This window comes from Streptomyces sp. NPDC042102, from assembly GCF_055582305.1.
In genome coordinates, this window is the sequence record NZ_JBVJDL010000008.1 from 1 (window position 1) to 24,858 (window position 24,858).

A 24,858-nucleotide genomic window follows, 5' to 3' on the forward strand; every position below is an offset into this window, starting at 1 on the left:
CGCCCGCTGGGCATCAGTGACCGACAACGGCGGAATCTTCGGACCCGGACGACTCATGCCCGACTAACGACGAATCTTTGACTCAGGTCACTAGGTGGGTCCCACCCGCCACACCCAGACGTCCGCCACCCGCGCCGGCTCCGCGCCCAGCAGCTCCGTCAGCAGGACGCGCAGCTCGTCGGCCCGGTCCTGGTCCGGCAGGACCACCGCGCCCGCCTTCCAGTGCGCCAGGTCCTGGCGGGCCTGCTCCTGCCACTGCGGACCGATCTCGGGCAGGTCGGCGCCGTACCGCACGTCGCGCAGCAGGTTGGACAGGTGCCGCGGGGCCGCGCCGTAGATGCCGATCCGCTCGGGTCCCCAGGGGCCGTTGAAGTACCCGCCGGCCAGCCGGAAGCCGAAATCCGCCTCGACCTGCCAGTGCAGCGCGTCCGCCCCGGCGGGGTCCGGCAGCGGTACCGGAACGAGCGTCTCGCCCTCCTTGACGTACGGCTTCCAGGCACCCGAGGTGACGAACTCCGGCACCGGCGCGCGGTCCCGTACGGGCAGCGGCGTCGGCAGCACCGGCACCAGCGCGGCCGCCACCGCCAGCATGCCCAGGACGCGCTGGTCCCGGACGCGCAGGCGCAGGATCCGGTCGAGGGCGAGGGCCAGCAGCATGCCCAGGACCGGGGCGCAGATCATCGCCACGCGGCCCTCGATGACCGATTCGAAGAGCGGGGCCTCGGCCAGCAGCGCCCAGGGCCCGGGCAGCACCACGTCGGTGTGCGGGATGCGGACGAGGGGCCCGAGGGAGAGCAGGGCCGCGGCCACCGCCGTGAGCGCCAGCGCGCGCACGGCCGTACGGCGCCGCATCCACACCGAGACGGCGCCGCCGAGCGCGAGGAGCGGCCAGCCGTAGAAGGCGTTCTGCTCGGTCGGGTTCATCGAGAGCCGCTCGGCGGTCTTCTCGTCGCCGAAGAGCGAGCGCCCGGCGTACTCGATCAGGGCGCGCGGGCTGTTCCCGGCGTTGTCCCCGTGCAGCACCGAGTGGTAGCTCTGCGGGCCGAAGAACTGCCACCACAGCGGGAAGGCCACCAGCGGTACGGCGACCGCCGCGCCGATGGCCAGGCCCCGCCCCAGCGGCCGCCAGGAGACCCGGGCCCGCTCGCGGTCGAAGGCGGCGTACCCGGCCGCGAAGACGAGCATGCCGACGGCCGCGAGCAGGAAGGGCTCCTCGCCGAGGAAGACCTGGTACGCCGACAGCAGCCCGAGGATCACACCGTCACGTACGACATTGCGCCCCGTGCACAGCCGCAGCGCCCGGTCGATGATCAGCGGGAGCACGAAGAGGACGACGAAGTTCGGGTGCGCGGTGGCGTGCGAGACCATCGGCGGCGCGAAGGCGGCCAGCGCCCCGCCCACGGCCGCCGGCCAGCGGCCCACAGGCAGCCACCGGCGCATCAGCCGGTACCAGGTCCAGGCGGTCACGGCGATGCCGAGCGTGAAGACCAGCGCGAGCGTGAAGGTCGGGCCGAACGCGAGCGTGACGGGGGTCAGCGGCACGGACAGGCCGAGCATGACCGTGTTGCCCATCAGGTTGACCCCGTCGGGCGCGCCCTGGAACGTGGTGAAGAGCGGATTGCGCAGGTGGGAGACGTTGTCGGCGGTGACCGCGAAGAACCATTCCCACTGGTTCTGGTCCTGCATCGCGTCGCGCAGGTAACCGCCGCCGAGGTCGGACCACAGACGGTGGTAGAGCAGCACCGCGCCCAGCAGGTAGAGCGCGGCCACGGCCAGCCCGCCGGCCTTCAGCCGGGCCAGGTCCCCCAGGACGCGCAGGTAGTCGGCCGGGCGGATCTTGGAGCCCTCCTGGTGCGCCCAGCGCACCGGCACCTCGGCCACCGGCCAGCCCCGGGTCCGGAAGTACTGCAGGATCTCCACGTCGATGGCCCAGCCGTCCAGCCGGGAGGCGGCGAAGGCGGCGCGTGCCCGGTCGCCGTCTAAGAGCTTGAAGCCGCACTGGGTGTCACGGACACCGGGGACGGCGACGGCGCGTATCAGCCGGTTGCCGGTACGGCCGAGCAGCTCGCGCAGGGGGCTCTGGTGGCGCTCGATGAGGGAGTCGGGGTGGGCGCGCGAACCGATGGCGGCCCAGCTCGCGGGCTCCTGCGCGAGGGTCTGCTCCAGCCGTTCCAACTCCTCGACGGGCGTGGCGAGGTCGGCGTCCGTGAGCAGCACCCGGCGGCCGGCGGAGGCGGCCACGCCCAGGCGCAGGGCGTGGCCCTTGCCGCGGTTGCGGTCGGAGCGGACCAGGCGGATCCGGGGTTCGGTGGCGGCCGCGGCCCGGGCGACGGCGGCGGTGCCGTCCGGGGAGCCGTCGTCCACGACGATGACCTCCCAGTCGGCGGGGCCGGTGCCCAGCCGCTGGTCGAGGTGGGCGCGGATGCGCTCCAGGGACGGCCCGAGGCGGTCCTCCTCGCAGAAGGCGGGGACGACGACGCTGAGCGTCACGGGGCCGAGCCACGGGCGGGGGGCTGCGGGGGTGGTTCCGGCGGTGCGGATTCTGGTGGCCGTGGTTCCGGCGGTGCGGGTTCCGGTGGCCGTGGTTCCGGTGGCCTGGGCGGGATCGGTGCGGTCGGGGCGTTCCGTGGCCGTCACGCGTCCGCCGCCTCGAGGCCTGCCGCCCAGTCCAGGCCGTGCTGGTTGTAGGCGCGCACGAGGCGCCGTACCTCCTCCGCGTCGGCACGCGTCACCGCGTCCACCAGCTCGCTGTGCCCGCGCCACAGCACGGTGTTCAGCTGCGGCTCCCGCTTGAGGTGGGGCACCGCGAAGACCCAGCACTGCACGCGCAGGCGGTGCAGGAACTCGGAGATGTACGTGTTCCCCACCAGTCCGCCCAGCTCGCGCCAGAACCGCAGGTCGTAGCCGATGAGGACCTCCAGCGAGCCGCTCTGGGCGGCCCGCATGGCCTCCTCGGCGCGCCGCCGTACGGACACCAGCTGCTCGGCGGCGCGGGCCGACGTACCGCGCTCCACCAGCCGGCGGAAGATCCCGTCGACTATGAGGATCCGGGCCTCGACCATGCCCCGGAAGTCGGCCACCGAGTAGACCCGGACCCGGAACCCGCGGTGCGTCGCGGATTCCAGCAGCCCCTGGGCCGAGAGGTCGACGAGCGCCTCCCGGACCGGGGTCGCGGAGACCTCGTACTGCTCGGCGATCTGCTTGACCGTGAACTCGGTCCCGGGCGGCAGGCGTCCCGCGAGCACCTCGTCGCGCAGTGCGTCGGCGATCTGCTGGCGAAGTGTGTTGCGGGTGACAGCGCCGCTGCCGGCCATAGGGGTCCGTCTCCTTCGTAAGAACTTCCGGACACCTTAGGCCAGGCGACGGAGCCGGACCGGGTGGATGTGACGCCCCTAACCGCCGGTCGTGTGGCGGTCGGCGACCGTCAGCGCCTCGTCGAGCAGGGCCAGGCCCTCCTTGGCCTCCTCGTCGGTGATCGTGCAGGCGGGGACGACATGGGTGCGGTTCATATTGACGAAGGGCCACAGACCGGACTTCTTGCACGCGGCCGCGAACTCGGCCATCGGCGCGTTGTCGGCGCCCGCCGCGTTGTAGGGCACGAGCGGTTCGCGGGTGGCGCGGTCGCGTACGAGCTCCAGGGCCCAGAAGGCGCCCAGGCCCCGGACCTCGCCGACCGAGGGGTGGCGCTCGGCGAGTTCGGCCAGGCCCGGCCCGAGGATGTCGGCCCCCAGGTGGGCGGCGTGCTCGACGACGCCCTCCTCCGCCATGGTCGTGATCGTCGCGACGGCGGCGGCGCAGGCCAGGGGGTGACCGGAGTAGGTCAGTCCGCCGGGGTAGGGGCGGGTGGCGAAGGTCTCGGCGATCGCCGCCGAGATGGCGACGCCGCCGAGCGGCACGTAACCGGAGTTGACGCCCTTGGCGAAGGTGAGCAGGTCGGGCGTGACGTCCCAGTGCTCGGCGGCGAACCAGGTGCCGGTGCGGCCGAAGCCCGCCATCACCTCGTCGAGGATGAAGACGATGCCGTGGCGGTCGCAGAGCTCACGGACGCCCGCGAGGTAGCCGGCCGGCGGGACCATGATCCCGGCGGTGCCGGGCACCGTCTCCAGGATGATCGCGGCGATGGAGGCCGGACCCTCGAAGGCGATGGTGTCGGCGAGGTGGGCGAGCGCGCGCTCGCACTCCTCCTGCTCGGTGGTGGCGTGGAAGGGCGAGCGGTAGAGGAACGGTCCCCAGAAGTGCACGACGCCGGCCGAGGCGGTGTCGGAGGGCCAGCGGCGCGGGTCGCCGGTGAGGTTGATCGCGGCGGCGGTGGCGCCGTGGTACGAGCGGTAGGTGGAGAGCACCTTCTGGCGGCCGGTGTGCAGCCGGGCCATCCGGACGGCGTTCTCGACGGCCTCGGCGCCGCCGTTGGTGAAGAAGATCTTGTCGAGGTCGCCGGGGGTCCGCTCGGCGATGAGGCGTGCGGCCTCGGAGCGGACGTCGACGGCGAAGCCGGGGGCCAGGGTGCAGAGCCGGCCGGCCTGCTCCTGGATCGCGGCGACGACCTTGGGGTGCTGGTGGCCGATGTTGGTGTTGACCAGCTGGGAGGAGAAGTCGAGGAAGCGGTTGCCGTCGTAGTCCCAGAAGTACGACCCCTCGGCCCCGGCGACGGCGAGCGGATCGATGAGCTTCTGGGCGGACCAGGAGTGGAAGACGTGCGCGCGGTCGGCGGCCTTGACGGCGGCACCGGCCTGCGGGTCGGCGGCGGACACGGAGTGAGGGGTCATGGGGGGAGGGTAGAAGTGCGCAGGTGGGAGGGGGTATCGGCGCTGTGTACGGGAGTGGGGCGCGGACCTCGGCAACCTGTCGGGGAGACGATGCATCGCAGCATTGACAGCATGCTGTCGTCATGACAGTCTTATGTCATACGGAGCGACACACGGAGGCGAGCAACATGAGCGACACCACTCGGCGCGGCATCGTCCACCTCGCGGTCTACGACACGTACGCGGACTGGGAGACCGGCCACACCACCGCACACCTGGCCCAGCGCGGCTACGAGATCCGTACGGTCGCCCTGTCGGCCGGCACCACGGTCACCACCATGGGCGGCGTCCGCATACAGCCCGACCTGGCGCTCGCGGACCTCGACCCCGCCGACTCCTCGCTGCTCATCCTGACCGGTGCCCACCTGTGGGACGCCGGCGACTCGCTGGCCCCGTTCGCGGCCAAGGCGCGCGCCTTCCTGGAGGCCGGCGTGCCGGTGGCGGCGATCTGCGGCGCCACGGCGGGCCTGGCGCGGGAGGGCCTGCTGGACGGCCGGACCCACACCAGCGCGGCGCCGTACTACCTGGCGCAGACCGGGTACGCGGGCGGCGAGGCGTACGTCGAGGCGGACGCGGTCACGGACGGCGACCTGATCACGGCGGGGCCGACGGAGCCGGTGGCCTTCGCGCGCGAGGTCTTCGCGCGGCTCGACACGTACAAGCCGGATGTACTGGACGCCTGGTACCGGCTCTTCCACGACTCGGACGCGAGCGCCTTCCCGGTGCTCGCGGCGGCCGCGGAGACGGGCGATGCGTGACGGCCCGGGGGGCGGTGGGGCGCGGGCGCGGCAGGACCTGCTCAGCCGGACCGCGCTCGGCGTCTTCCGGCTGAACGGCCAGTTCCTCTCCGTATCGGAGGAGCTGGCCCGGCCGGCGGGGCTGACGGCGGCCTGGTGGCAGGTGCTCGGCGCGGTCCTGCGCGAGCCGCTGCCCGTCGCGGGCATCGCGCGGGCGATGGGCATCACCCGGCAGAGCGTCCAGCGGATCGCGGACCTGCTGGTGGCCAAGGGGCTGGCCGAGTACGTCCCCAACCCGGCCCACCGGCGCGCCAAACTGCTGCGTCCGACGGAGGCCGGCCGGGCGGCGGTCGCCCGGATCTCCCCGGGGCACGCGCGGCTGGCCGACCGGCTCGCGGCGGAACTCGGCGAGGAGGCGTTCGCGCAGACCGTCCGCACTCTGGAACGGCTGGCGGCGGCGATGGACTCGATGACCGAGGCGGTGCCCGACGCGCTGCCCGAGGTGCAGGGCGAGGTGTAGGGCAGGCCGTACGGCGGGGCGCAGGGCGGGGCCGGCGCGGCGCTCAGGGCGGGGACGGGGCGCCTTCGCGGGCCGCCGGAGAACCGGAAATGCGGCCGAGGCCGTCCCTCTCGCTGCGCGAGCGGCGCAAACGGCACTATCCTCGGCCCGTTCGGCCAGTCCTAGGGGGAGGGACCACTCGGCCATGGAGCAACTGCTGCCAGGCGATCCGCACCAGATCGGCCCGTACCGCCTGCTGTCCCGGCTCGGGGCCGGCGGCATGGGTCAGGTCTTCCTCGCCCGGTCCGACCGCGGGCGGACCGTCGCGGTCAAGCTCGTGCACCGCGAGCTGGCGCTCCGAGAGGAGTTCCGCAACCGGTTCCGGCAGGAGGTCGCGGCCGCGCGCCGGGTCGGCGGGGAATGGACCGCTCCGGTCCTCGACGCCGACACCGAGGCCGACACGCCCTGGTTCGCGACGGGTTACGTCGCCGGCCCGAGCCTGCGGCAGGTGGTCCACCGCGACTTCGGTCCGCTGCCGAGCCGTTCCGTACGCATCCTGGCGGCCGGACTCGCGTACGCCCTCCAGGACATCCATGCCGCGGGCCTGATCCACCGCGACCTCAAACCGTCGAACGTCCTGCTCACCATCGACGGGCCCCGGGTCATCGACTTCGGCATCGCGCGCGCCCTGGAGGCGGCCGACGGCGACGGCGGGCTGACCCGGACCGGCGAACTCGTCGGTTCTCCCGGCTTCATGGCCCCCGAGCAGGTCCGCGGCGAACCGGTGACGGCGGCGTGCGACGTGTTCTGCCTCGGCGCGGTGCTGGCGTACGCGGCGACCGGGTCGCTGCCCTTCGGCGACGCGGAGGGGGCGGGCGGGCTGGCCCCGCTGCTGCTGCGGATCACGGAGGCGGAACCGGCGCTCGACGACGTACCGGCCGAGCTGCGGGACCTCGTACGGGACTGCCTGCACAAGGACCCGTCGGCCCGGCCGACGCCGGCGGACGTGCTGGCGCGGGTGGGCGCGGACGACACGGTCGCCGACGGAAGATCCCTGGAGCCCTGGCTTCCGGGGGCGCTGGTGGCGCAGCTGGGGCGGCACGCCGTACAGCTGCTGGACCGGGAGGACACCGGGCCGGAGCGGACCGTTCCGCCGCAGGGCGGTGCGGGTCGCGCGGCCGGGGCGGGGGCCGCGGGGGCTGTGGGCACGGCGGGTGCCGCGGGTGGCGCGGCCGGTGCGGGTGTTCCGGTGCCGCCGGTCGCTCCCCCGGGCGCGACGGCTCCGACCGTTCCCGTGACCACGGATCCGGCGACCCTGGTGGCGCCGCCCGGGTACGGGCAGCAGCCGCCCGCGTACCCGGGGCAGATGGCGGGGCACGTACCGGGGCAGATGTCCGGTCACCTGCCGGGGCACGTACCTGGTCATGCGCCCGGTCCCATGCCCGGTCCCATGCCCGGACACGTTCCCGGTCACGCGCAGATTCCGGGGCAGGTGACGGGTCAGGGACACGTCGGATACGTCGCCGGGCCCGGCCAGTCGTACCCGACGTACCCCTCCTACCCGGTGTTCCCGCCGGTCGAGGAGCGACGGCCGCCGCGTACCGCCTCCACCGCGTTCCTGATCGGCGTTGCCGCGGTGGTCGCGATCGCGGCGGGCGGCACCGTGTACGCGGTGATGCGCGGCGGTGACGCGAACAACGCGGCGCCCGTCGCCCCGAACGGCTCGGCGTCGGCCCCGGCCTCGCCCGGTTCCTCGGGATCGTCGGGGGCATCGGGGTCCTCCGGTTCGCCTTCCGGTTCGTCCTCCGGTTCGTCGTCCGGCTCCTCCTCCGGCCCGTCCGGCACCGCGCCCACGGCCCCGGCGACGCCGCCGACCGCGCCGGACGCGCTGCCGTCGGGATACGTGGGCAGCTGGCGGACCACCTCCGCCACCCAGAGCTGGCAGCTCACGCTCGCGCCCGGCCGGGTCGGCGACACCGTGATGACGCTGTCCGTCCAGGACTCCGCGTTCTCCTGCACCTGGACGGCCACGCTGCAACGCGGCGGCAGCAATGTCGAGCTCAGTGCCTCGTCCCTGACGGCCGGCGGTCCGCCGCACTGCGACCCCGGCCAGTGGAGCCGGCTGCGGCTGCTCGGCGACGGCTCGCTGGAGCGTGAACTGGTCGGCAGCAGCCGCTCGCCCCTCGTATACCGGCGCGGCTGAGCGAGCCGACCGTTCCTCGCGGCGGATTGTCACCCTCGTCATACCTGAGAGCCAGTCGGAAAGGCGGCTCTGAAGCGTGACGCCGACCACGGGACGCGATTTCTAACTTCGGAACCAGGGAGAAAGATCCTCTCCCTCCCCTGGACCGAAGGGACGAACTGCCATGACCAGCAGCCGGAAGCGTCGCCGACCCACCGGACGTCTGCGTCGCACGCTGCTGGCCTCGCTCGTCGCCGGCGCCGTCGTCCTCCCCCTGTCCGCGGCGACCGCCGCGCCCGACGTGCCGGCGCCCGCCGCCATCGGCTTCGGTGACGGGTCGGGTGCGGGCGCCGACGCGGCCGCGGTGCAGGAGCGGTACGCCGCCACGCTGGCCGGCGTGGCGGGGGCCGCCGCGATGGCCGAGGACGCCGGGCGCCCGGAGCGGGCCGCGAAGCTGCGGGAGATGACCGCGGGCGGCTCGGCGCGGTTCCTCGCCTTCGACGGGCACGGGAAGGGGAGGGCCGTCGAGGTGTTCGGCCGGCTCGTGACCGCCGACCGGGTCACGGTCCTGGTCCCGGGGTCGGACACGACGCTCGACACCTATCAGAGGTTCCGTGCCGGGGCCGTCGCCCTGCAGCAGCGCCTGGAGCGGGAGCACCCGGAGTCCGCCGTCGTGGCATGGCTCGGGTACGACGCCCCCGGCACGGTCAGTCCCGCGGTGGCCACCACCGGCCGCGCCGACGACGCCGCGCATGAACTGGCGCCCTTTCTGGACCGGTTGCCGGCGCTGACCGCGCCCGGGGCCCGGCTGTCGTTGCTGTGCCACTCCTACGGCTCGGTGGTCTGCGCCCGGACCAGGACCGGTCCCGCCGTCACCGACATGGTCCTGTTCGGCAGCCCGGGCACCGGCGCCGACGCCGCGGCGGCCCTGCCGACCGGGGCGCGGGTGTGGGCCGGGCGCGGCAGCCGTGACTGGATAGCCCACGTGCCCCATGTGCGGTTCGCGGGGATCGGCTTCGGGGCCGACCCGGTGGACCCCGCCTTCGGGGCCCGCCCGTTCGCCGCCGGTCCGGCCGGGCACAGCGACTACCTCAAGCCCGGCACGCGCTCCCTCGACAGCCTCGCCGCGATCGTTCTCGGCACCGCTGCCCCGGAGGCCTCCCATGGGTGAGCTCCGTGAACGCTGGTCGGTCCTGGCCGGACGGATCGAGACGGGCACCCCCGCCGGACGTGACCGGGCCGTCGATGCGCTGCGGGCCTTCGCCATCCTCGGCGTGGTCCTCGGACACTGGCTGGTCACCGCACTGACCACCGCCAAGGGGGGCCTGAGCACCACCAGCCCGCTCGTGCACCTGCCGTATCTGGTGCCGCTGTCCTGGGTGTTCCAGACCCTGGCGGTCTTCTTCCTCGTCGGTGGGCAGGTGGCCGCCCGCGGGTACGCGTCGGCGCGGGAGCGCGGGACGCCGTACCGGGAGTGGGTCGGGGGGCGGCTGGGGCGGCTGTTCCGGCCGGTGCTGGCGGTGCTGACGCTGTGGGCGGTGGCCTCGGCGGGGATGCTGGTGGGCGGGGTACCGCTGGACACGGTGCACACCCTGCTGAAGCTGGTGCTGTCGCCGCTGTGGTTCCTGCTGGTCTTCGCGGTGCTGACCGCCGCGACCCCGCTGGTGGCCCGGCTGCACCCGCTGTGGCCGCTGGCCGTGGTGGCGGCGGTCGATGCCGGCCGCTTCGTGGGCGGTGCCCTCGAGTGGCTGGGCTGGATCAACGTGGCGGCCGGCTGGCTGGTCCCCTTCACCCTGGGCGCGGCCTGGTCCCGCGGCGCCGCGTACACCCGGCGCGGGCCGGCCGTGGCGCTGCTGGCCGGCGGCGCGGTCACCACGGCCGCGCTGATCGTGTGGGGCGGGTACCCGGCCTCCATGGTCGGCGTACCGGGGGCGGCGGTGTCGAATCTGAACCCGCCGACCCTGGCGGCGGTGGCGTTCGGGCTGGCCCAGTGCGGGCTGGCGCTGCTGGTGCGCGGGCCGCTGGCCCGGGTGATGCGCCGGCCGCGTGCGTGGGCGGCGGTGGCGCTGGTGAACCTCTCCGCGATGACCGTGTTCCTGTGGCACCAGACCGCGATGATGGCCGTCACCGCCATGGGTCTGCTGGCCGACGGGGACCTGCCGGGCCTGCACACCGTGCCCGGCGACTGGACGTGGATAGCGGCCCGCCTGCTGTGGCTGCCGGTGTTCGCGGGTGCGCTGCTGGTCTGCTGGGGCGCGTTCCGGATCCACGAGCAGGGGCGGCGGGCGGCGGGGCGCGGTGCCCCGGTCTCCCGGGCCCGGGTGGCGGCTGAGCCGGAGATCGCCCGTGCCTAGGCTGATCGGCGTGAAAGAGCCGAACGAGTCCGACGAGCCCCGGGGTCGCGCCGCCGTCCCGGTCATGGCGTGGATCCGCGGGGCGGCGGGGACCCTGGCGCGGGACCTGCTGACCGCGCAGCGCGACCCGTTGCCGAGGATGCGCAAGCCACGCTGGCTGGCCCGTCTGCCGCACGTCTTCGTCGGCTACTGGGCCTACTTCTTCGGCTTCCTCGTCTCCATACAGCTCAGCGGCACGTACCAGGTCTACGGCTTCGTCCCCGGGACCATGCTCGGGGTGCTGGCCGGGCTGTCGATCCTGGTGGCGATGTTCCGGCCGATGCCCGGCTTCTGGCTGGGGATCGGTGCGGCGACCTGGGCCGCCTGGGAGATGAGGGACAGCCTCGGCGCCGACGGGGTCGAGGCGTTCGCCGTCGGTGGCCAGAGCTGGCCCTGGACACCCGCCGGGCTGCCCGCGTTCGCGGTGGTGATCCTGCTGGTCGCCCTGCGGGTGCCGCCCCGGGTCACCGCCGAAGCGGTCGGCGTGGCGCTGGCGTTCACGGCGCTGGCGGAGCTGGTCTTCGCCCCTGTGGTCCCGGCGGGCGCCACCACCTCCACGTTCCTGGAGGCGGTGCTCGTCCTCGGCGTCGCCGGCATCCTCGGCTACGCGCTGCGCGCGGTGCGGCTCGCCCGCGGCAAGCTGGAGGAGCAGGAGACCCTCACCGAGGCCGAGCGGGCCCAGCGCACGCTGCTGGAGGAGCGCAGCCGGATCGCGCGCGAGCTGCACGACGTGGTCGCCCACCACATGTCGGTGATCTCGATCCAGGCGCAGGTCGCCCCGCACCTGGTGGAGAACCCGTCGCAGGAGCTGAAGGAGAACCTGGCGGGCATACGGCAGAACGCGCTGGAGGCCCTCACCGAGCTGCGCCGGGTGCTGGGCGTGCTGCGCTCGGAGGATCCGGACGACCCGGCCAATCCCCACCATCCGCAGCCCACGCTGGCCGATCTCGACGCGCTCGTGGACAACGTGCGGGGAGCCGGGCTGGAGGTGACCACCGAGATCGCCGGTGTCCGTCGGCCGCTGACCCCGGGCACGGAGCTGACCGCGTACCGGATCGTGCAGGAGGCGCTGAGCAACTGCCTGCGCCACGCGCCCGGTTCCCGGGTCGAGGTGGGCGTCGCCTACGGGCCGCGCGAGCTGCACCTGTGCATCGCCAACAGCAGGCCGACCCGGTCCGCCCCGCCCTCGCAGGGCGCCGGGCACGGGCTGCTCGGCATGCGCGAACGGGCGGGCATGCTGGGGGGCGAACTCGCCGCGGGGCCCCGCCCCGGCGGCGGGTACGAGGTGTCCGCCGTGCTCCCCATGGATCCCCCGGCCGCCACCACCGAGACGACGAAGGACTGAAACAGCCTCATGACCACGCCGATCCGGGTGATGATCGCCGACGACCAGATGATGGTCCGGCAGGGCTTCACCGTGCTGCTCAACGCCCAGCCCGACATCGAGGTGGTCGGGCAGGCCGTGGACGGCGCCGACGCCGTCGAGAAGGCCGCCGGACTCGCCCCCGACGTGGTCCTCATGGACATCCGCATGCCGGGCATGGGCGGTATCGAGGCCACCGCCGCCCTCACCGGCGCGCCCGGGGCCACGGTGAAGGTGCTGGTGCTGACCACCTTCGACCTCGACGAGTACGTGTACGAGGCGCTGCGCGCCGGGGCCTCCGGGTTCCTCCTCAAGGACGCCTCCGCCGACCAGCTCGCCGAGGCGGTCCGGGTGATCGCCGCCGGCGAGGCGCTGCTGTCGCCGAACATCACCAAGCGGCTGATCACCGAGTTCTCCCGGCTGGGCGCGCCCAGGGCGCCCTCCAGGGACCGGATCGGGGAGCTGACGGAGCGGGAGACGGAGGTGCTGGCGCTGATCGCCCAGGGCCTGTCGAACGCGGAGATCGCCGCGCACCTGGTGGTGGCCGAGCAGACGGTGAAGACCCATGTCGGACGGATCCTGCTGAAGCTGGGCCTGCGCGACCGCACGCAGGCGGCGGTCTTCGCCTACGAGACGGGTCTGGTCCGTCCGACGGGCTACTGAGGGCCGCGGGTCATACCTGAGGGGGACCTGGAGAGATCGGTATCAGTGGCGACGCGGGTGAGGGGGGCGGCGGCCTAACGTTTCGAGTGTGACCGAGACGACTCCCGGGGCGGCCCCCCGGACACCCGAGATCCGGATGGCCTCCGGACTGTTCGAGACCCTGCGGCGGGATCTGATCACCGACGCGTTCGCCTACCGGCCGCTGCCGCCGATGCGGACGGACGGACGGCTGACACGTCTGCTGCCGGCGCGCATACGGGCCGAGATGCGCCACGCGCCGCATGCGTTCGTGGTGCTGATCGCCCTCGTGGTGGTGCTGTCCATGGGGGTCGCGACGCAGTCGCCGCTCCATCTGGTGATGGGGCTGATAGCGGCCGCTCCCGTGATGCTGGCCCTGACGCGACCGGTCGGAGCGTTCTGGTGCTCCGTGGCGGCCTCCGCGCTGCTGGCCTTCGCCGACCACGGGGGCGCCACCTGGCCGTGGTCGCCGGCCTCCTTCTTCGCCTACCTCGCCGTGCTGACCATCGTGGCGATGCGGACCCGGCCGCGCGTGGCGGGCTGGATGTGGCTCGTCACCGTGCTGCTGGGGGTGATCATGTCCGTGGTGCTCCGCGCCGACACGGTCTCCAACTCCGTGCCCATGGCGGTTGTCGCCGCGGTCGTGCTGCTGGTGGTCACCGTCCGCAACACCCGCCGGGAGGCCGTGCAGGAGGTCACCGCCCAGCAGGAGGTGACCGCCGTCGAGCGGGACCGGCGGACCCTTCTGGAGGAGCGGACGACGATCGCGCGGGAGCTGCACGACGTGGTGGCGCACCACATGTCGGTGGTGGCGATCCAGGCGGAGGCGGCGCCGTACCGGGTGAAGAACCCGCCGCCGGAGCTGGAGGCGGCGTTCGTCACCATCCGGGAGAACGCGGTGGCGGCGCTGACCGAGCTGCGCCGGGTGCTGGGCGTGGTCCGCTCCGCCGACTACGAGGCGCCGGACGCCCCGCAGCCGACCCTGGCCACGCTGGAGGGGCTGCTGGCCAATGTGCGGGAGGCGGGGCTGAGCGTGGAGCGGACGGTGACGGGCTCGGTGCGGGAGCTGCCGCAGGGCGTGGAGCTGTCGGCGTACCGGATCATTCAGGAGGCGCTGAGCAATACGCTGCGTCATGCGCCCGGGGCGCGGGCCGGGGTGGAGCTGTCGTACGTGCTGGGCGGGCTGGGCATACGGATCGTCAACGACGCCCCGACCGGGGCCGTGCGGCCCTCGCCGGGAGCCGGGCACGGGATCACGGGGATGCGGGAGCGGGTGGCGATGCTGGAGGGTGAGATGACGGCCGGACAGACGGCGGAGGGCGGGTACGAGGTGGCGGTGTTCATACCCGTGGCGCGGCCCGCGGCGGAGCCGGCATGACGATCAGGGTCCTGATCGTGGACGACCAGATGATGGTCCGCGAGGGCTTCTCGGTGCTGCTCAACGCGCAGCCGGACATCGAGGTCGTGGGGGAGGCGGTCGACGGCCGCCAGGCGATCGCGCAGGTGGCGGCGCTGCGGCCGGACGTGGTGCTGATGGACATCCGGATGCCGGAGCTGAACGGCCTGGAGGCCACCCGGGAGATCGTGGCGGCGGACGCGGACGCGAAGGTGCTGGTCCTGACGACCTTCGACCTCGACGAGTACGTGTACCAGGCCCTGCGGGCGGGAGCCTCCGGGTTCCTCCTCAAGGACGCCTCGGCCCGTCAGCTCGCGGACGGGGTCCGGGTGGTGGCGGCGGGCGAAGCCCTGCTGGCGCCGTCGGTGACGAAGCGGCTGATCGCGGAGTTCTCCAAGATCTCCAGCGGCCCCCGGGTCCCCGACACGGCGGCGGCCGGCGAACTGACCGAACGGGAGACGGAGGTGCTGGTCCTGATCGCCCAGGGGCTGTCCAACTCCGAGATCGCCGACCGGCTGGTCGTCGCGGAGTCCACCATCAAGACCCATGTGAGCCGGATCCTGGTGAAGCTGGGCCTGCGCGACCGCACGCAGGCGGCGGTGTACGCGTACGAGACCCGCCTGGTCATCCCCGGCTAGGGTCCGGGGATGGACTTCGATCCGTGGAATCCCGCATTCGTCGCCGATCCCTATCCCGCCTACGAGGCGCTGCGCGCACGGGGACGGGTCATCCGGTACGAGCCCACCGGGCAGTGGCTGGTCCCGCACTACGCGGATGTCAGCACGCTGCTCAGGGACCGCCGGCTGGGGCGGACGTACCTGCACCGCTTCAGCCACGAGGAGTTCGGCCGGACCCCTCCCCCGCCCGAGCACGAGCCGTTCCACACCCTCAACGACCAGGGCATGCTCGATCTGGAGGACCCCGCCCACGCCCGGGTGCGGCGGCTGGTCGCCAAGGCCTTCACGCCGCGGACGGTCGAGCGGCTGGCCCCGGCCGTCACCCGGATGGCCGAGGACCTGGTGGCCGGCTTCGTCGCCGACGGCGGCGGCGACCTGCTCACCGCGATCGCCGAGCCGCTGCCCGTCGCCGTCATCGCCGAGCTGCTGGGCATCCCCGGTCCGGACCGGCCCCTGCTGCGGCCGTGGTCGGCGGACATCTGCGGGATGTTCGAGCTCAACCCGGGCGAGGAGGTCGCCCGCCGGGCGGTCCGCGCGTCGGTCGAGTTCAGCGCGTACCTGCGCGGGCTCATTGCCGAGCGCCGCAAGGATCCCGGCACGGACCTGATCTCCGCGCTGATCGCTGCCCACGACTCCGAGGACGGCCGGCTCAGCGAACAGGAGATGATCTCCACCTGTGTGCTGCTGCTCAACGCGGGCCACGAGGCGACCGTCAACACCACCGCCAACGGCTGGTGGACGCTCCTGCGTCATCCGCACGAGCTCGCCGCCCTCCGCGCCGATCCCACGATGTTGTCCACAGCTGTGGATGAACTGATGCGCTACGACACCCCGCTCCAGATGTTCGAGCGCTGGGTCCTCGACGACATCGAGGTCGGCGGGACCGTCGTCCCCCGCGGCAGCGAGGTCGCCCTGCTCTTCGGCTCCGCCAACCGCGACCCCGCCCGCTTCGAGCGCCCCGACACCCTGGACCTGCGGCGGACGGACAACCCGCACCTGAGCTTCGGCGCCGGGATCCACTACTGCCTGGGCGCTCCGCTCGCCCGCGTCGAGCTCGCCGCGTCCTTCGGCGCGCTGCTGGCGGACAGCACTCCGCCACTGCGGCTCGTGCGCGAGCCGCAGTGGCGGGAGGGCTATGTGATCCGGGGCCTGCGCGAACTCGTCGTCGCGTTCTAGACGGCCAGGTCCCGGCGGCGCAGGGCCGTCAGGCCGGCCCCGGCGAAGGCCACGGCCAGTGCGGTCAGCACCAGCAGCGGGGACCAGGCCACGTCGGCCGCGCTCGGCAGCTTGGGCAGGTGGGCGAAGGGCGAGAGGTTCAGGGCGGCCTGCGGAAGGTTCAGCACCGGGCCGATCCAGCCCAGGGCCAGCGCGATCCCGGCCACCGCCCAGGCGCCCACCGCCAGCCGCGGTGCCGCGCCGTGCAACAGCACCGCCAGCGCCCCGACCACCCAGACGGCGGGCAGCTGCGCGAGGGTCGCGCCGACCGCGGCGCCCACGTCCTGGCCGTGGCCCAGCCCCAGTCCGAGCCCGCCGAGGGTGAGGATCAGCGCGGCGCCGCCGAAGGCGATGGCCAGGTGGCCGCCGGCCCAGCGCAGCCGGCCGACCGCCGCCGCGAGCAGCGGTTCGGCGCGCTGCCCGGACTCCTCGCCCGACAGCCGCAGGACCGAGGCGACGACGTAGAGGGCGGCGACCATGCCGAGCATCCCGGCCATCGACGCGAGGAAGGCGTCCGTCAGGCCGCTCTGGCCGCCCATCCGCTCGATGATCTGGCGGGTCTTCTCGTTGTCGCCGACCAGGTCGGCGGCGCCCTCCGTCATCCCGCCGAAGACCAGTCCGGCGACCAGGAACCCGGCGCTCCACCCCAGGACGCTGCCGCGCTGCAGCCGCCAGGCGAGCGCGCCCGCCGTGCCGAGCCGGCCCTCGGCCGGGCCCGGCCGGGTGGCCAGGAAGCTCATCCCGAGGTCGCGGCGGCCGGCCAGCACGTACGCCAGGCCCAGCTGGGCGACGACGGCGGCGGCCAGGAGCGCCAGCACCCACCAGCGTTCGGTGGCGAAGGGCCGTACGTTCTCGGCCCAGCCGAGCGGCGAGAGCCAGGTCAGGACCGACTCCCCGCCCGGCGTCCCCGCGTCGCCCGCCGCCTTGAGGACGAAGGCGGCGCCCAGGACGGCGGACGTGATGCCCTTGGCGGCGCGGGCGCTCTCGGTGAGCTGCGCCGCTATGGCGGCGGTGGTCGCGAAGAGCATGCCGGTGCCGGCGATGGCGAGTGCCAGGGCGAGCGCGCCCGGCCCGCCCTGCTCGGCCAGCCCGCCCGCGATCAGCAGGGCGACGGCGGTGTTGGCGACCAGCGCCGCCAGCAGCGCGGACGTCAGCGGGGCGCGCCGGCCCACCATGGCGGCGGAGAGCATCTCCTGACGGCCCGTCTCCTCTTCCTCCCTGGTGTGCCGGATGACGATGATCAGGCTCATGACGGCGGCGAGGACGGCGCCGTAGACGCCCATCCGCCAGGCGCTCAGGCCCCCGAGGGAGTCGCTGAACACGGGCCCGTACAGGGCGCGCATGGAGCCGTTGGCGTTCATCGAGGCGGCCAGTTCGGCGCGTTCGGCGGCGGTGCCGTACACGCTCTCCAGCGAACCGGGCATGCTCACCACCATCATCGCGGTGATCAGCACCCAGACCGGCATCATCACGCGGTCGCGGCGCAGGGCCAGCCGGAGCAGCGCGCCGGTGCCCGCCAGTTCTCGCTTCATCGTGCGTTCGCCTCGTCAGCGGTGGTGTAGTGGCGCAGGAACAGCTCTTCGAGGGTGGGCGGGGTCGAGGTCAGCGACCGCACGCCCGAGTTCGTCAGGGAGCGCAGGACGGCGTCCAGCTTGTCGGTGTCGGCCTGCAGCCGGACCCGCTCGCCCTGGACCTGGACGTCGTACACGCCGGGCAGCTGCGCGAGGCCGTTGGGCGGCCCGGCCAGCTCGGCGCTGATCGACGTACGCGTGAGGTGGCGCAGCTGCGCGAGGGTGCCGCTCTCCACGGTGCGGCCCTTGCGGATGATGCTGACGCGGTCGCAGAGGGTCTCGACCTCGCTGAGGATGTGCGAGCTCAGCAGGACGGTGCGGCCGGCGCTGCGCGCCTGGGCCACGCAGTTCTGGAAGACCTCCTCCATGAGGGGGTCGAGGCCGGACGTCGGCTCGTCGAGGATCAGCAGTTCGGCGTCCGAAGCGAAGGCGGCGACGAGGGCGACCTTCTGCCGGTTGCCCTTGGAGTACGTCCGCCCCTTCTTCGTGGGGTCCAGCTCGAACCGCTCGATCAGCTCGGCCCGGCGGGCCGTGTTCAGGCCCCCGCGCAGCCGGCCGTAGAGGTCGATGACCTCGCCGCCGGACAGGTTGCGCCACAGGGTCACGTCGCCGGGCACGTACGCGATCCGGCGGTGCAGCTCGACGGCGTCGGCCCACGGGTCGCCACCGAGCAGCCGGGTGGTGCCGGAGTCGGCGCGGAGCAGCCCGAGGAGGACCCGGATGGTGGTGGACTTGCCGGCGCCGTTGGGGCCGAGGAAGCCGTGGACCTCGCCGGTCGCGACGGAGAGGTCGAGGCCGTCCAGTGCGTGGGTGCGGCCGAACGCCTTGTGGAGTCCGGCGACGCTGATTGCCTTCGTCATGTTTCTGAACGTACGCTACTTTCATAAATTTGTGAAGCTCGGGAATCACGTAAAGTTCGGAGGGTGGAGATGAACACGAAGAACGTGGAGAAGACGCAGAGCAGCGCCCCTGGCCGGGACGACGAAGCGGTCTCCCGCTTCGTGGAGCGGTTCGCGGCGCAGCTGACGGACGCCGGCATGCAGCGGATGGCCTCGCGCGTGTTCGCGGCCCTGCTGGCCAGCGACGGCGCGGCGATGACCTCGGTGGAGCTGGGCGAGACGCTGCAGATCAGCCCGGCGGCGGTGTCGGGGGCGATCAGCTACCTGACCCAGGTCGGCATGGTCAGCCGCGAGCGCGAACCGGGCTCCCGGCGGGACCGGTACGTCCTGCACAACGAGCTCTGGTACGAGACGTTCACCCATCGTGACCAGGTCCTGACGATGTTCGAGAAGACCCTGCGCGACGGCGCGGCGAGCCTGGACCCGACGACGCCGGCGGGTGCGCGCGTCGCGGAGACGGCGGCGTTCTTCGAGTTCCTGACGCGGGAGATGCACGGGATGATGGAGCGCTGGCGCACGCACCGCACGACGCTGAACCTGCCGGGGTCCTGACGGGGCCGCGGCCGACCGGGCCTACGCGTACGGGCCGGACGCGGGCGTCCCGCCTTCCCGGCCCGTACGCAGCGCCCGCAGCGCCCGGTGCCTACGGGCCCGGCCCAGCGGGCGGGCCAGGCCCAGCCGCCCGGTCTCCGGGACCCACAGCAGGACCGCGTCGGCGGGATCCCCGCAGAGCCACACGACCGGCCCGCACGCGGGCGCCGCTCCGGGTTCCCGCGCGGGTGACGGCCCCGGCCGGCGCCAGGGGTGGAAGGGACGCAGGACACGGTGGGACAGCGGACCCAGGGTGAAGGCGTGCGGCCCCCCGGCACCGGGCTCCGCCGGAACGGCCGGGGCCGGGGCCGGGTGCGGGCGCGCACCCCGGGCCGCGGGGCCCGTCAGCAGGGCCACTGGTGGGCGCAGCCGACCGCCGGTCACCGTGAGGACGTACGGCGTCCAGCTCGCCCCCGGCCGCAGGCGGCGCTCCGCGCCGCGCAGGACGTACAGCTCCCTCAGGCCCAGCCCGCTCGGCGCGCACAGCACCGCCAGGTGCAGGGCCGCCACCGGCCCCCACGGCACCGCGACCAGCTGCGCCAGCAGCGCGGGCAGGAAGAACAGCGGCAGGAGGCACAGCAGTACGCCGTCCCGCCGCCAGTCGGCCACCGCGTCCCGCAGCGCCGCGCCGTCCGGCCCGTCCGTCACCCCTTCCCCGCCCGCCCCCGCCACCCGCCGGCTACCGCGGAACCGTCAGTTCCCACGCCCCCGGGCGCAGCGTCCAGGTGCGGCGCCGGACCGGGCCCGTCACCGTGTGATCGGCCCGGTAGCGGAAGTCCGGCCCCGACACCGTCACCGACCGCGCCCGCGCCACCCTCGGCCCGGCACCGCCGCCGGCCCGCACGCTCACCTCGGCCAGCCCGTCCCGCACCACCACCGACACCTCGTGCACCGGCTGGTCCACGTCCGCCAGCAGCACCCCGTCCGCCTCCACCCGCAGCCGGTGCGCCGCCCCCGGCGCGACCGGGCCCTCGCCGCCCACCGGGGGCCGGACCAGCGTCCGCACCAGCGACCGGCACGCGCTCCACACGGACGGCGCCGCCGGCCCGGACACAGCGCGCCGCGCCGCCGCCGGGGACGACGGGATCCGCAGGCCCCCCAGCACCACCCCGTCGCTGTCGTCGACCAGCAGGTCGTACGTCCGCACCGCCCCGTCCAGGACCGCCCGCGCCGCCGCCACCGCCCCCGCCGGAACCCCCAGCGAGCGCGCCACCACCAGCGACCCGGCCGGCCCCACCGGGATCAGTGCCACCGCCGACGCCCCCAGCTCCCGCGAGCGGTGCAGCAGGGCCACCGTCCGTGCCAGCGCCCGGTCGTCGCCCACCACGACCGGCCGGCGACTGCCGCGGCGGGCGAGCGCCCGCGCGTACTCCTCAGGGGTCTGCGGGAGGCAGATCTTGGCCGCCGCCCCCGCGCTCAGCACGTCCTTCGCGATCCGTACGGACTCGCCGTCCAGGCGGCGGGCGACCGGGTCGACGAGCACGAGCAGGCCGCCCACCGGCGCGCCCGCGTGACTCATGGTGGGCTCTGGAGCCGACACCTCGGTCCTTCCTCGGGTAGCATCTTTGTGCAAGAGCCCCTTGCGCTATTGCGCCAGGGGCTTCGTCTATTCCGGGGCAACCGGTCCGACGGCTCAGCCTGCGGTGTACATCGTCGTACGCCCCCTGACCTTGGACATGCCCCATCCGGAAGAGGTGTACGCCTGTGCCCGCTCTTGTGCTGCTCGGAGCCCAGTGGGGTGACGAGGGCAAGGGAAAGGCCACCGACCTCCTCGGTGGCTCCGTCGACTACGTGGTCCGCTACCAGGGCGGCAACAACGCCGGCCACACGGTCGTCGTAGGCGACCAGAAGTACGCCCTTCACCTGCTCCCTTCCGGCATCCTCTCGCCCAGCTGCACGCCGGTCATCGGCAACGGTGTCGTCGTCGACCCGTCCGTGCTGCTGTCCGAGCTCCGTGGCCTGAACGAGCGCGGGATCGACACCTCCAAGCTCCTGATCAGCGGTAACGCCCACCTGATCACGCCGTACAACGTCACCCTCGACAAGGTGGGCGAGCGCTTCCTCGGCAAGCGCAAGATCGGCACCACCGGCCGCGGCATCGGCCCGACGTACGCGGACAAGATCAACCGCGTCGGCATCCGCGTCCAGGACCTCTACGACGAGTCGATCCTCACCCAGAAGGTCGAGGCGGCGCTGGAGAACAAGAACCAGCTGCTCGCCAAGCTCTACAACCGCCGCGCCATCGAGGCCGGGGCGATCGTGGAGGAGATGCTCCAGTACGCGGACCAGATCAAGCCGTACGTCGCCGACACGACGCTGATCCTGAACAACGCGCTGGACGAGGACAAGGTCGTCCTCTTCGAGGGCGGCCAGGGCACGCTCCTCGACGTCGACCACGGCACGTACCCCTTCGTCACCTCCTCGAACCCGACGGCCGGCGGCGCCTGCACCGGCACCGGCGTGGGCCCGACGAAGATCACCCGGGTCATCGGCATCCTGAAGGCGTACACCACGCGCGTCGGCGCCGGTCCGTTCCCGACCGAGCTCTTCGACCAGGACGGCGAGGACCTGCGCCGCATCGGTGGCGAGCGCGGTGTCACCACCGGCCGCGACCGCCGCTGCGGCTGGTTCGACGCGGTCATCGCCCGCTACGCCACCCGCGTGAACGGCCTGACCGACTTCTTCCTCACCAAGCTCGACGTCCTCACCGGCTGGGAGCAGATCCCGGTCTGCGTCGCGTACGAGATCGACGGCAAGCGCGTCGAGGAACTGCCGTACTCGCAGTCCGACTTCCACCACGCGAAGCCGGTCTACGAGTACCTGCCCGGCTGGTCGGAGGACATCACCAAGGCGCAGACCTTCGATGACCTGCCGAAGAACGCCCAGGCGTACGTGAAGGCGCTGGAGGAGATGTCCGGCGCCCCGATCTCGGCGATCGGCGTCGGCCCGGGCCGCACCGAGACGATCCAGATCAACTCGTTCCTGTAGGAACCGCGTGTCCCCGAGGGGGACGGCCGACGCACCCCGTCGGCCGTCCCCCTCCGCCGTTCCCTCCGGTCGACACCGCCACGCCGGGGCGGGATCATGAGAAGGAAGTGACGTTCCGGCGTCGCCCTCCTGCGCCGACGCGCCATGGGAGGAGAGCCATGAACCGGCGCACCCGTCGCACTCGTCTCATCACCCTCAGCCCGCTCCTCGCCGGCGCGATCGCCCTCGGCCCGTTCGCGGCCGCTGCCGGTGTCGCCTCGGCGAAGGCCCCGGTCATCACGTGCACCGTGGCACGGGACCCCGCAGCCGCCGACAGGGTGACGGTGAGCGGTACCGGCTTCACCAGCCACAAACAGGTGTTGCTCAAGCAGTTGCAGGTGCCCGCCTCGGGTGAGCACCGGGTCGCGGTGTCGGCGGGAAAGTTCACGGCGCTGCTCCCCGAGGGCGACTACACCGCCACCCCGCAGGAGCCGGCGGGCGATCGCGTCCTCTGCACGAAGGTGAGCATGGCCCAGACCGAGGGGTTCGACGCGAAGGCCGAGTTCGACAAGGGCTTCCAGCGCGCGTTCCAGCAGATGAGGGCCAACTGCCAGGCCACCCCGCCCCAGACCGCCGAGCCGCTCGACCCCGACTGGCTGAAGGGTTTCGCAGCCGGCGCCGCGCTCGGGGAGAAGACCTTCTGCACGTAACCCCGCCCCACGGGAGGCAAGCCATGACCCGGCGCACCCGCCTCGTCGCGCTCAGCCCGCTGATCGCCTGCTCGGTCGCCCTCTTTCCCTACGCGGCCGCCACCACGACGGCCGCCCCGCAGGTCCCGGCCGCACCCTCCTGCACCGTGGAACCGTTTCCCGGCGCCGCCGATCACGTCACCGTGAAAGGGGCCGGATTCGACGGGAAGGTCGTCGTCAGGGAGACGAGCGGGCTGAAGCAGGTCACGGTCGACACGACGGCGCAGGGCACGTTCGAGGCACCGGCCCTCCCGGCGGGCTCGTACGCCGCCATCCCGTACAAGTCACAGAGCCAGCAGGACGAGAGCTACCCCTGCACGCAGAAGGGCGGCAAGACCACGACGGACGGGGACAACGCGAAGGCCGAGTACGACAAGGGCTTCCAGTTCGCGTTCCAGCAGATCAAGGCCAACTGCCAGGCCACCCCGCCCAAGACCGCCGATCAGGTCGACCCCAACTGGCAGAAGGGCTACGACAACGGCGCCGAACTGGCGGCCAAGACCTTCTGCAAGGGCCGGACCAACGACCCGAAGGCCGGCAAGAGCCCCGAATGGATCAAGGGTTACGACCTCGCCTACGGCCGGATCCAGGCGAACTGCCAGGCCACCCCGCCCAAGACCACCGGTCAGGTCGACCCCGAGTGGGAGGCCGGCTACACCAAGGGCGCCGAGGACGCGGCCGCGAAGTTCTGCACGCAGGCCCCGTGAGCCGCACAGGCCCTACCCCGGGTCCGGCGGGGCGCTGTCGTACAGTTCCTCCGCCACCATGAACCGGAAGTGGAAGACGGCCGACCACTTGCTCTCCAGCACCAGCAGGAAGCCGTCACGGTCGCGGTAGAGCCTGCGGCGTACGACCCGCCCCGGGCGTTCGGGGTCGAAGCACTCCGCCCGGCGGCGCAGCTCCGCCAGCGCCTCCTCCCGGGTGCCGTCGACATGCCCCACCACCCTCGCCTGCCACATCCGCCGCTCGTACCCGACGTTCTGCTCGACGATCAACCCCCACCTGGCCAACGCCACCACCCCCAGCGGCCATTGTCTCGAACCAGCCGCTTTTCGTCCCGGGTCGTGACGCCTGTCTGCTGTCTACCAGGCGAGCTGGGCGATCTCCTCGCAGACCACCGCGCAGGCGTCCGCCGCCGGGTCGATCAGCGGGAAGTGACCGACGCCGTCCAGCAGCGTCAGACCGACCATCTCGCCGGCCTTCGCGGCGGCGGCCACGTACGACTCGGCGACCGGTGCCGGGACGACGATGTCCTCCCGGCCATGGACGATGGCCGTGGCGATGCCCGTCGGCAGCAGGGCCGCCGGGTCCGCGTACGGCAGCCGCTCCGTGAACGCGGCCGCGCCGCCCAGCAGCTGGGCGCTGGCGCCGCCGCAGACGCCGAGCTCCTCCGCCACCACGAAGTCCGCGATGGGGGCCAGCGCCACCACCCCGCGCAGCGGCGGCGGGGAGGGCAGCCGCCAGGGCGAACCGGCCGGCAGGACGTGCCGGGCCGCGGCCCACAGCGCGAGGTGGCCGCCGGCCGAGTGGCCGGTGACGACCGTCCGGCGTACGTCGGCCTGCGGCAGCGCGGCCGCCACCAGCGCCGGGAGCGCGTCCATCGCGGCGGCGACGTCGTCGAAGGTCTCCGGCCAGCGCCCGGCCACGGGGCCGCCCGGGCCCTGGTGCGGCACGGACCGGCCGCGCCGGTACTCGATGTTGGCCACCGCGAAACCGCGCCGGGCCAGGAAGTCCGCGAGGGGGGTGATGTGCTGCCGGTCGTACGGGGCGCGCCAGGCACCGCCGTGCAGGACGGCCACCAGCGGGGCGGGCACGGCGCGTTCGCCCCGGGGGGCGTAGAAGTCGATGACCTGGTCGGGGTGTTCGCCGTACGCGGCGGTGGCGTCGGGGGCGACCGGGGGGTGAGCGAAGGCCGAGGCGGCCTCGGCGGCGTCCCGTTCGACTGCGGGGTCCGTCATCGGCTCAACCTCTCGGTAAACGCGTGGGACAAGGGGGACACATGTTCCGGGCAGAGCGGGACGGTACCAGGCCGGAACCGAACGTCTCGCGCCAGCCCGAGGCCCGGGCGGGCGCACACGGGGCCGATGCGGGGGCGGACCGGACCGAAATCCCGCCCGCCCCCGGCACGTCACG

At 73.5% G+C, this 24,858-nt stretch carries 23 protein-coding genes; 14 read left to right on the forward strand and 9 right to left on the reverse strand.

Annotated elements, in window-relative coordinates; genetic code table 11:
• Positions 1 to 90: 90 nt before the first annotated feature.
• From ACZ6KO_RS26790 to ACZ6KO_RS26800, 3 genes are all read right to left on the reverse strand, one after another.
• The gene (locus ACZ6KO_RS26790) at positions 91 to 2,541 is read right to left on the reverse strand and encodes a dolichyl-phosphate beta-glucosyltransferase (protein WP_469306768.1); all 2,451 of its coding nucleotides are present in this window, start codon (positions 2,539 to 2,541) and stop codon (positions 91 to 93) included.
• 92 nt (positions 2,542 to 2,633) lie between these two features.
• A complete protein-coding gene (locus ACZ6KO_RS26795) occupies positions 2,634 to 3,314 on the reverse strand; it encodes a GntR family transcriptional regulator (protein ID WP_469306579.1) in 681 nt (226 codons plus the stop codon).
• Between the two features lie 78 nt (positions 3,315 to 3,392).
• Entirely contained in the window at positions 3,393 to 4,766 is a 1,374-nt protein-coding gene (locus tag ACZ6KO_RS26800; RefSeq protein ID WP_469306580.1) for an aminotransferase class III-fold pyridoxal phosphate-dependent enzyme, read from the reverse strand.
• A 167-nt stretch (positions 4,767 to 4,933) separates the two neighbouring features.
• On the opposite strand from ACZ6KO_RS26800, the gene ACZ6KO_RS26805 reads away from it, so the two are divergent.
• From ACZ6KO_RS26805 to ACZ6KO_RS26850, 10 genes are all read left to right on the forward strand, one after another.
• Complete coding sequence (locus ACZ6KO_RS26805) at positions 4,934 to 5,563, forward strand: DJ-1/PfpI family protein (protein ID WP_469306581.1); 630 nt, start codon at positions 4,934 to 4,936, stop codon at positions 5,561 to 5,563.
• Complete coding sequence (locus tag ACZ6KO_RS26810; protein ID WP_469306582.1) at positions 5,556 to 6,062, forward strand: MarR family winged helix-turn-helix transcriptional regulator; 507 nt, start codon at positions 5,556 to 5,558, stop codon at positions 6,060 to 6,062. The genes ACZ6KO_RS26805 and ACZ6KO_RS26810 overlap by 8 nt, the downstream gene beginning before the upstream one ends.
• Before the next feature lie 184 nt (positions 6,063 to 6,246).
• Positions 6,247 to 8,244 carry a serine/threonine-protein kinase gene (locus ACZ6KO_RS26815; RefSeq protein WP_469306583.1) on the forward strand — a complete coding sequence of 666 codons (1,998 nt, stop codon included), beginning with the start codon at positions 6,247 to 6,249 and terminating at the stop codon, positions 8,242 to 8,244.
• Between the two features lie 163 nt (positions 8,245 to 8,407).
• On the forward strand, positions 8,408 to 9,394 hold the full coding sequence (locus ACZ6KO_RS26820; protein WP_469306584.1) for an alpha/beta hydrolase: 987 nt from the start codon (positions 8,408 to 8,410) through the stop codon (positions 9,392 to 9,394).
• Positions 9,387 to 10,577 (forward strand): acyltransferase family protein, encoded by a 1,191-nt coding sequence (locus tag ACZ6KO_RS26825; RefSeq protein ID WP_469306585.1) that lies wholly within the window; start codon positions 9,387 to 9,389, stop codon positions 10,575 to 10,577. Before ACZ6KO_RS26820 ends, ACZ6KO_RS26825 begins: the two co-directional genes overlap by 8 nt.
• 10 nt (positions 10,578 to 10,587) lie before the next feature.
• A complete protein-coding gene (locus ACZ6KO_RS26830; protein ID WP_469306586.1) occupies positions 10,588 to 11,961 on the forward strand; it encodes a histidine kinase in 1,374 nt (457 codons plus the stop codon).
• A gap of 9 nt (positions 11,962 to 11,970) precedes the next feature.
• On the forward strand, positions 11,971 to 12,642 hold the full coding sequence (locus tag ACZ6KO_RS26835) for a response regulator (RefSeq protein ID WP_469306587.1): 672 nt from the start codon (positions 11,971 to 11,973) through the stop codon (positions 12,640 to 12,642).
• An 88-nt stretch (positions 12,643 to 12,730) separates the two neighbouring features.
• Positions 12,731 to 14,038 carry a sensor histidine kinase gene (locus ACZ6KO_RS26840; protein WP_469306588.1) on the forward strand — a complete coding sequence of 436 codons (1,308 nt, stop codon included), beginning with the start codon at positions 12,731 to 12,733 and terminating at the stop codon, positions 14,036 to 14,038.
• Complete coding sequence (locus tag ACZ6KO_RS26845; protein ID WP_469306589.1) at positions 14,035 to 14,694, forward strand: response regulator; 660 nt, start codon at positions 14,035 to 14,037, stop codon at positions 14,692 to 14,694. Before ACZ6KO_RS26840 ends, ACZ6KO_RS26845 begins: the two co-directional genes overlap by 4 nt.
• Before the next feature lie 9 nt (positions 14,695 to 14,703).
• Complete coding sequence (locus ACZ6KO_RS26850) at positions 14,704 to 15,909, forward strand: cytochrome P450 (protein WP_469306590.1); 1,206 nt, start codon at positions 14,704 to 14,706, stop codon at positions 15,907 to 15,909.
• Here the strand turns inward: ACZ6KO_RS26850 and ACZ6KO_RS26855 are convergent.
• Both ACZ6KO_RS26855 and ACZ6KO_RS26860 read right to left on the reverse strand, forming a co-directional pair.
• On the reverse strand, positions 15,906 to 17,480 hold the full coding sequence (locus ACZ6KO_RS26855; protein ID WP_469306591.1) for an ABC transporter permease: 1,575 nt from the start codon (positions 17,478 to 17,480) through the stop codon (positions 15,906 to 15,908). The two genes, ACZ6KO_RS26850 and ACZ6KO_RS26855, sit on opposite strands and share 4 nt — an antisense overlap.
• Positions 17,477 to 18,379 carry an ABC transporter ATP-binding protein gene (locus ACZ6KO_RS26860; protein ID WP_469306592.1) on the reverse strand — a complete coding sequence of 301 codons (903 nt, stop codon included), beginning with the start codon at positions 18,377 to 18,379 and terminating at the stop codon, positions 17,477 to 17,479. Before ACZ6KO_RS26860 ends, ACZ6KO_RS26855 begins: the two co-directional genes overlap by 4 nt.
• A 69-nt stretch (positions 18,380 to 18,448) precedes the next feature.
• Here ACZ6KO_RS26860 and ACZ6KO_RS26865 point away from each other — a divergent pair, with 69 nt between their 5' ends.
• Positions 18,449 to 18,970 (forward strand): GbsR/MarR family transcriptional regulator, encoded by a 522-nt coding sequence (locus ACZ6KO_RS26865; protein WP_469306769.1) that lies wholly within the window; start codon positions 18,449 to 18,451, stop codon positions 18,968 to 18,970.
• 21 nt (positions 18,971 to 18,991) lie between these two features.
• Here the strand turns inward: ACZ6KO_RS26865 and ACZ6KO_RS26870 are convergent, their stop codons facing one another.
• Entirely contained in the window at positions 18,992 to 19,657 is a 666-nt protein-coding gene (locus ACZ6KO_RS26870) for a hypothetical protein (RefSeq protein ID WP_469306593.1), read from the reverse strand.
• Between the two features lie 31 nt (positions 19,658 to 19,688).
• Entirely contained in the window at positions 19,689 to 20,528 is an 840-nt protein-coding gene (locus ACZ6KO_RS26875; RefSeq protein WP_469306770.1) for a diacylglycerol kinase, read from the reverse strand.
• A 185-nt stretch (positions 20,529 to 20,713) separates the two neighbouring features.
• On the opposite strand from ACZ6KO_RS26875, the gene ACZ6KO_RS26880 reads away from it, so the two are divergent.
• The 3 genes from ACZ6KO_RS26880 to ACZ6KO_RS26890 all read left to right on the forward strand — a co-directional run bounded on the left by ACZ6KO_RS26880 (position 20,714) and on the right by ACZ6KO_RS26890 (position 23,432).
• On the forward strand, positions 20,714 to 21,997 hold the full coding sequence (locus ACZ6KO_RS26880) for an adenylosuccinate synthase (RefSeq protein WP_469306594.1): 1,284 nt from the start codon (positions 20,714 to 20,716) through the stop codon (positions 21,995 to 21,997).
• Positions 21,998 to 22,155: 158 nt separating this feature from the next.
• Positions 22,156 to 22,686: a hypothetical protein gene (locus ACZ6KO_RS26885; protein ID WP_469306595.1), complete on the forward strand. Its 531-nt coding sequence runs from the start codon at positions 22,156 to 22,158 to the stop codon at positions 22,684 to 22,686.
• A gap of 23 nt (positions 22,687 to 22,709) precedes the next feature.
• A complete protein-coding gene (locus ACZ6KO_RS26890; protein ID WP_469306596.1) occupies positions 22,710 to 23,432 on the forward strand; it encodes a hypothetical protein in 723 nt (240 codons plus the stop codon).
• A 12-nt stretch (positions 23,433 to 23,444) separates the two neighbouring features.
• Here the strand turns inward: ACZ6KO_RS26890 and ACZ6KO_RS26895 are convergent, their stop codons facing one another.
• Positions 23,445 to 23,720: a hypothetical protein gene (locus ACZ6KO_RS26895; RefSeq protein WP_469306597.1), complete on the reverse strand. Its 276-nt coding sequence runs from the start codon at positions 23,718 to 23,720 to the stop codon at positions 23,445 to 23,447.
• An 87-nt stretch (positions 23,721 to 23,807) separates the two neighbouring features.
• Positions 23,808 to 24,683: an alpha/beta hydrolase gene (locus ACZ6KO_RS26900; protein WP_469306598.1), complete on the reverse strand. Its 876-nt coding sequence runs from the start codon at positions 24,681 to 24,683 to the stop codon at positions 23,808 to 23,810.
• Between the last annotated feature and the right edge of the window lie 175 nt (positions 24,684 to 24,858).

Excerpts from the sequence above, each read along its gene's own strand:
- ACZ6KO_RS26850 (WP_469306590.1), top strand. The coding sequence starts at position 14,704 with ATGGACTTCGATCCGTGGAATCCCGCATTCGTCGCCGATCCCTATCCC.
- ACZ6KO_RS26875 (WP_469306770.1), bottom strand. The coding sequence starts at position 20,528 with ATGAGTCACGCGGGCGCGCCGGTGGGCGGCCTGCTCGTGCTCGTCGAC.
- ACZ6KO_RS26805 (WP_469306581.1), top strand. The coding sequence starts at position 4,934 with ATGAGCGACACCACTCGGCGCGGCATCGTCCACCTCGCGGTCTACGAC.
- ACZ6KO_RS26890 (WP_469306596.1), top strand. The coding sequence starts at position 22,710 with ATGACCCGGCGCACCCGCCTCGTCGCGCTCAGCCCGCTGATCGCCTGC.
- ACZ6KO_RS26885 (WP_469306595.1), top strand. The coding sequence starts at position 22,156 with ATGAACCGGCGCACCCGTCGCACTCGTCTCATCACCCTCAGCCCGCTC.
- ACZ6KO_RS26835 (WP_469306587.1), top strand. The coding sequence starts at position 11,971 with ATGACCACGCCGATCCGGGTGATGATCGCCGACGACCAGATGATGGTC.
- ACZ6KO_RS26810 (WP_469306582.1), top strand. The coding sequence starts at position 5,556 with ATGCGTGACGGCCCGGGGGGCGGTGGGGCGCGGGCGCGGCAGGACCTG.
- ACZ6KO_RS26865 (WP_469306769.1), top strand. The coding sequence starts at position 18,449 with ATGAACACGAAGAACGTGGAGAAGACGCAGAGCAGCGCCCCTGGCCGG.
- ACZ6KO_RS26820 (WP_469306584.1), top strand. The coding sequence starts at position 8,408 with ATGACCAGCAGCCGGAAGCGTCGCCGACCCACCGGACGTCTGCGTCGC.
- ACZ6KO_RS26855 (WP_469306591.1), bottom strand. The coding sequence starts at position 17,480 with ATGAAGCGAGAACTGGCGGGCACCGGCGCGCTGCTCCGGCTGGCCCTG.
- ACZ6KO_RS26815 (WP_469306583.1), top strand. The coding sequence starts at position 6,247 with ATGGAGCAACTGCTGCCAGGCGATCCGCACCAGATCGGCCCGTACCGC.
- ACZ6KO_RS26795 (WP_469306579.1), bottom strand. The coding sequence starts at position 3,314 with ATGGCCGGCAGCGGCGCTGTCACCCGCAACACACTTCGCCAGCAGATC.
- ACZ6KO_RS26825 (WP_469306585.1), top strand. The coding sequence starts at position 9,387 with ATGGGTGAGCTCCGTGAACGCTGGTCGGTCCTGGCCGGACGGATCGAG.
- ACZ6KO_RS26900 (WP_469306598.1), bottom strand. The coding sequence starts at position 24,683 with ATGACGGACCCCGCAGTCGAACGGGACGCCGCCGAGGCCGCCTCGGCC.
- ACZ6KO_RS26800 (WP_469306580.1), bottom strand. The coding sequence starts at position 4,766 with ATGACCCCTCACTCCGTGTCCGCCGCCGACCCGCAGGCCGGTGCCGCC.
- ACZ6KO_RS26860 (WP_469306592.1), bottom strand. The coding sequence starts at position 18,379 with ATGACGAAGGCAATCAGCGTCGCCGGACTCCACAAGGCGTTCGGCCGC.
- ACZ6KO_RS26845 (WP_469306589.1), top strand. The coding sequence starts at position 14,035 with ATGACGATCAGGGTCCTGATCGTGGACGACCAGATGATGGTCCGCGAG.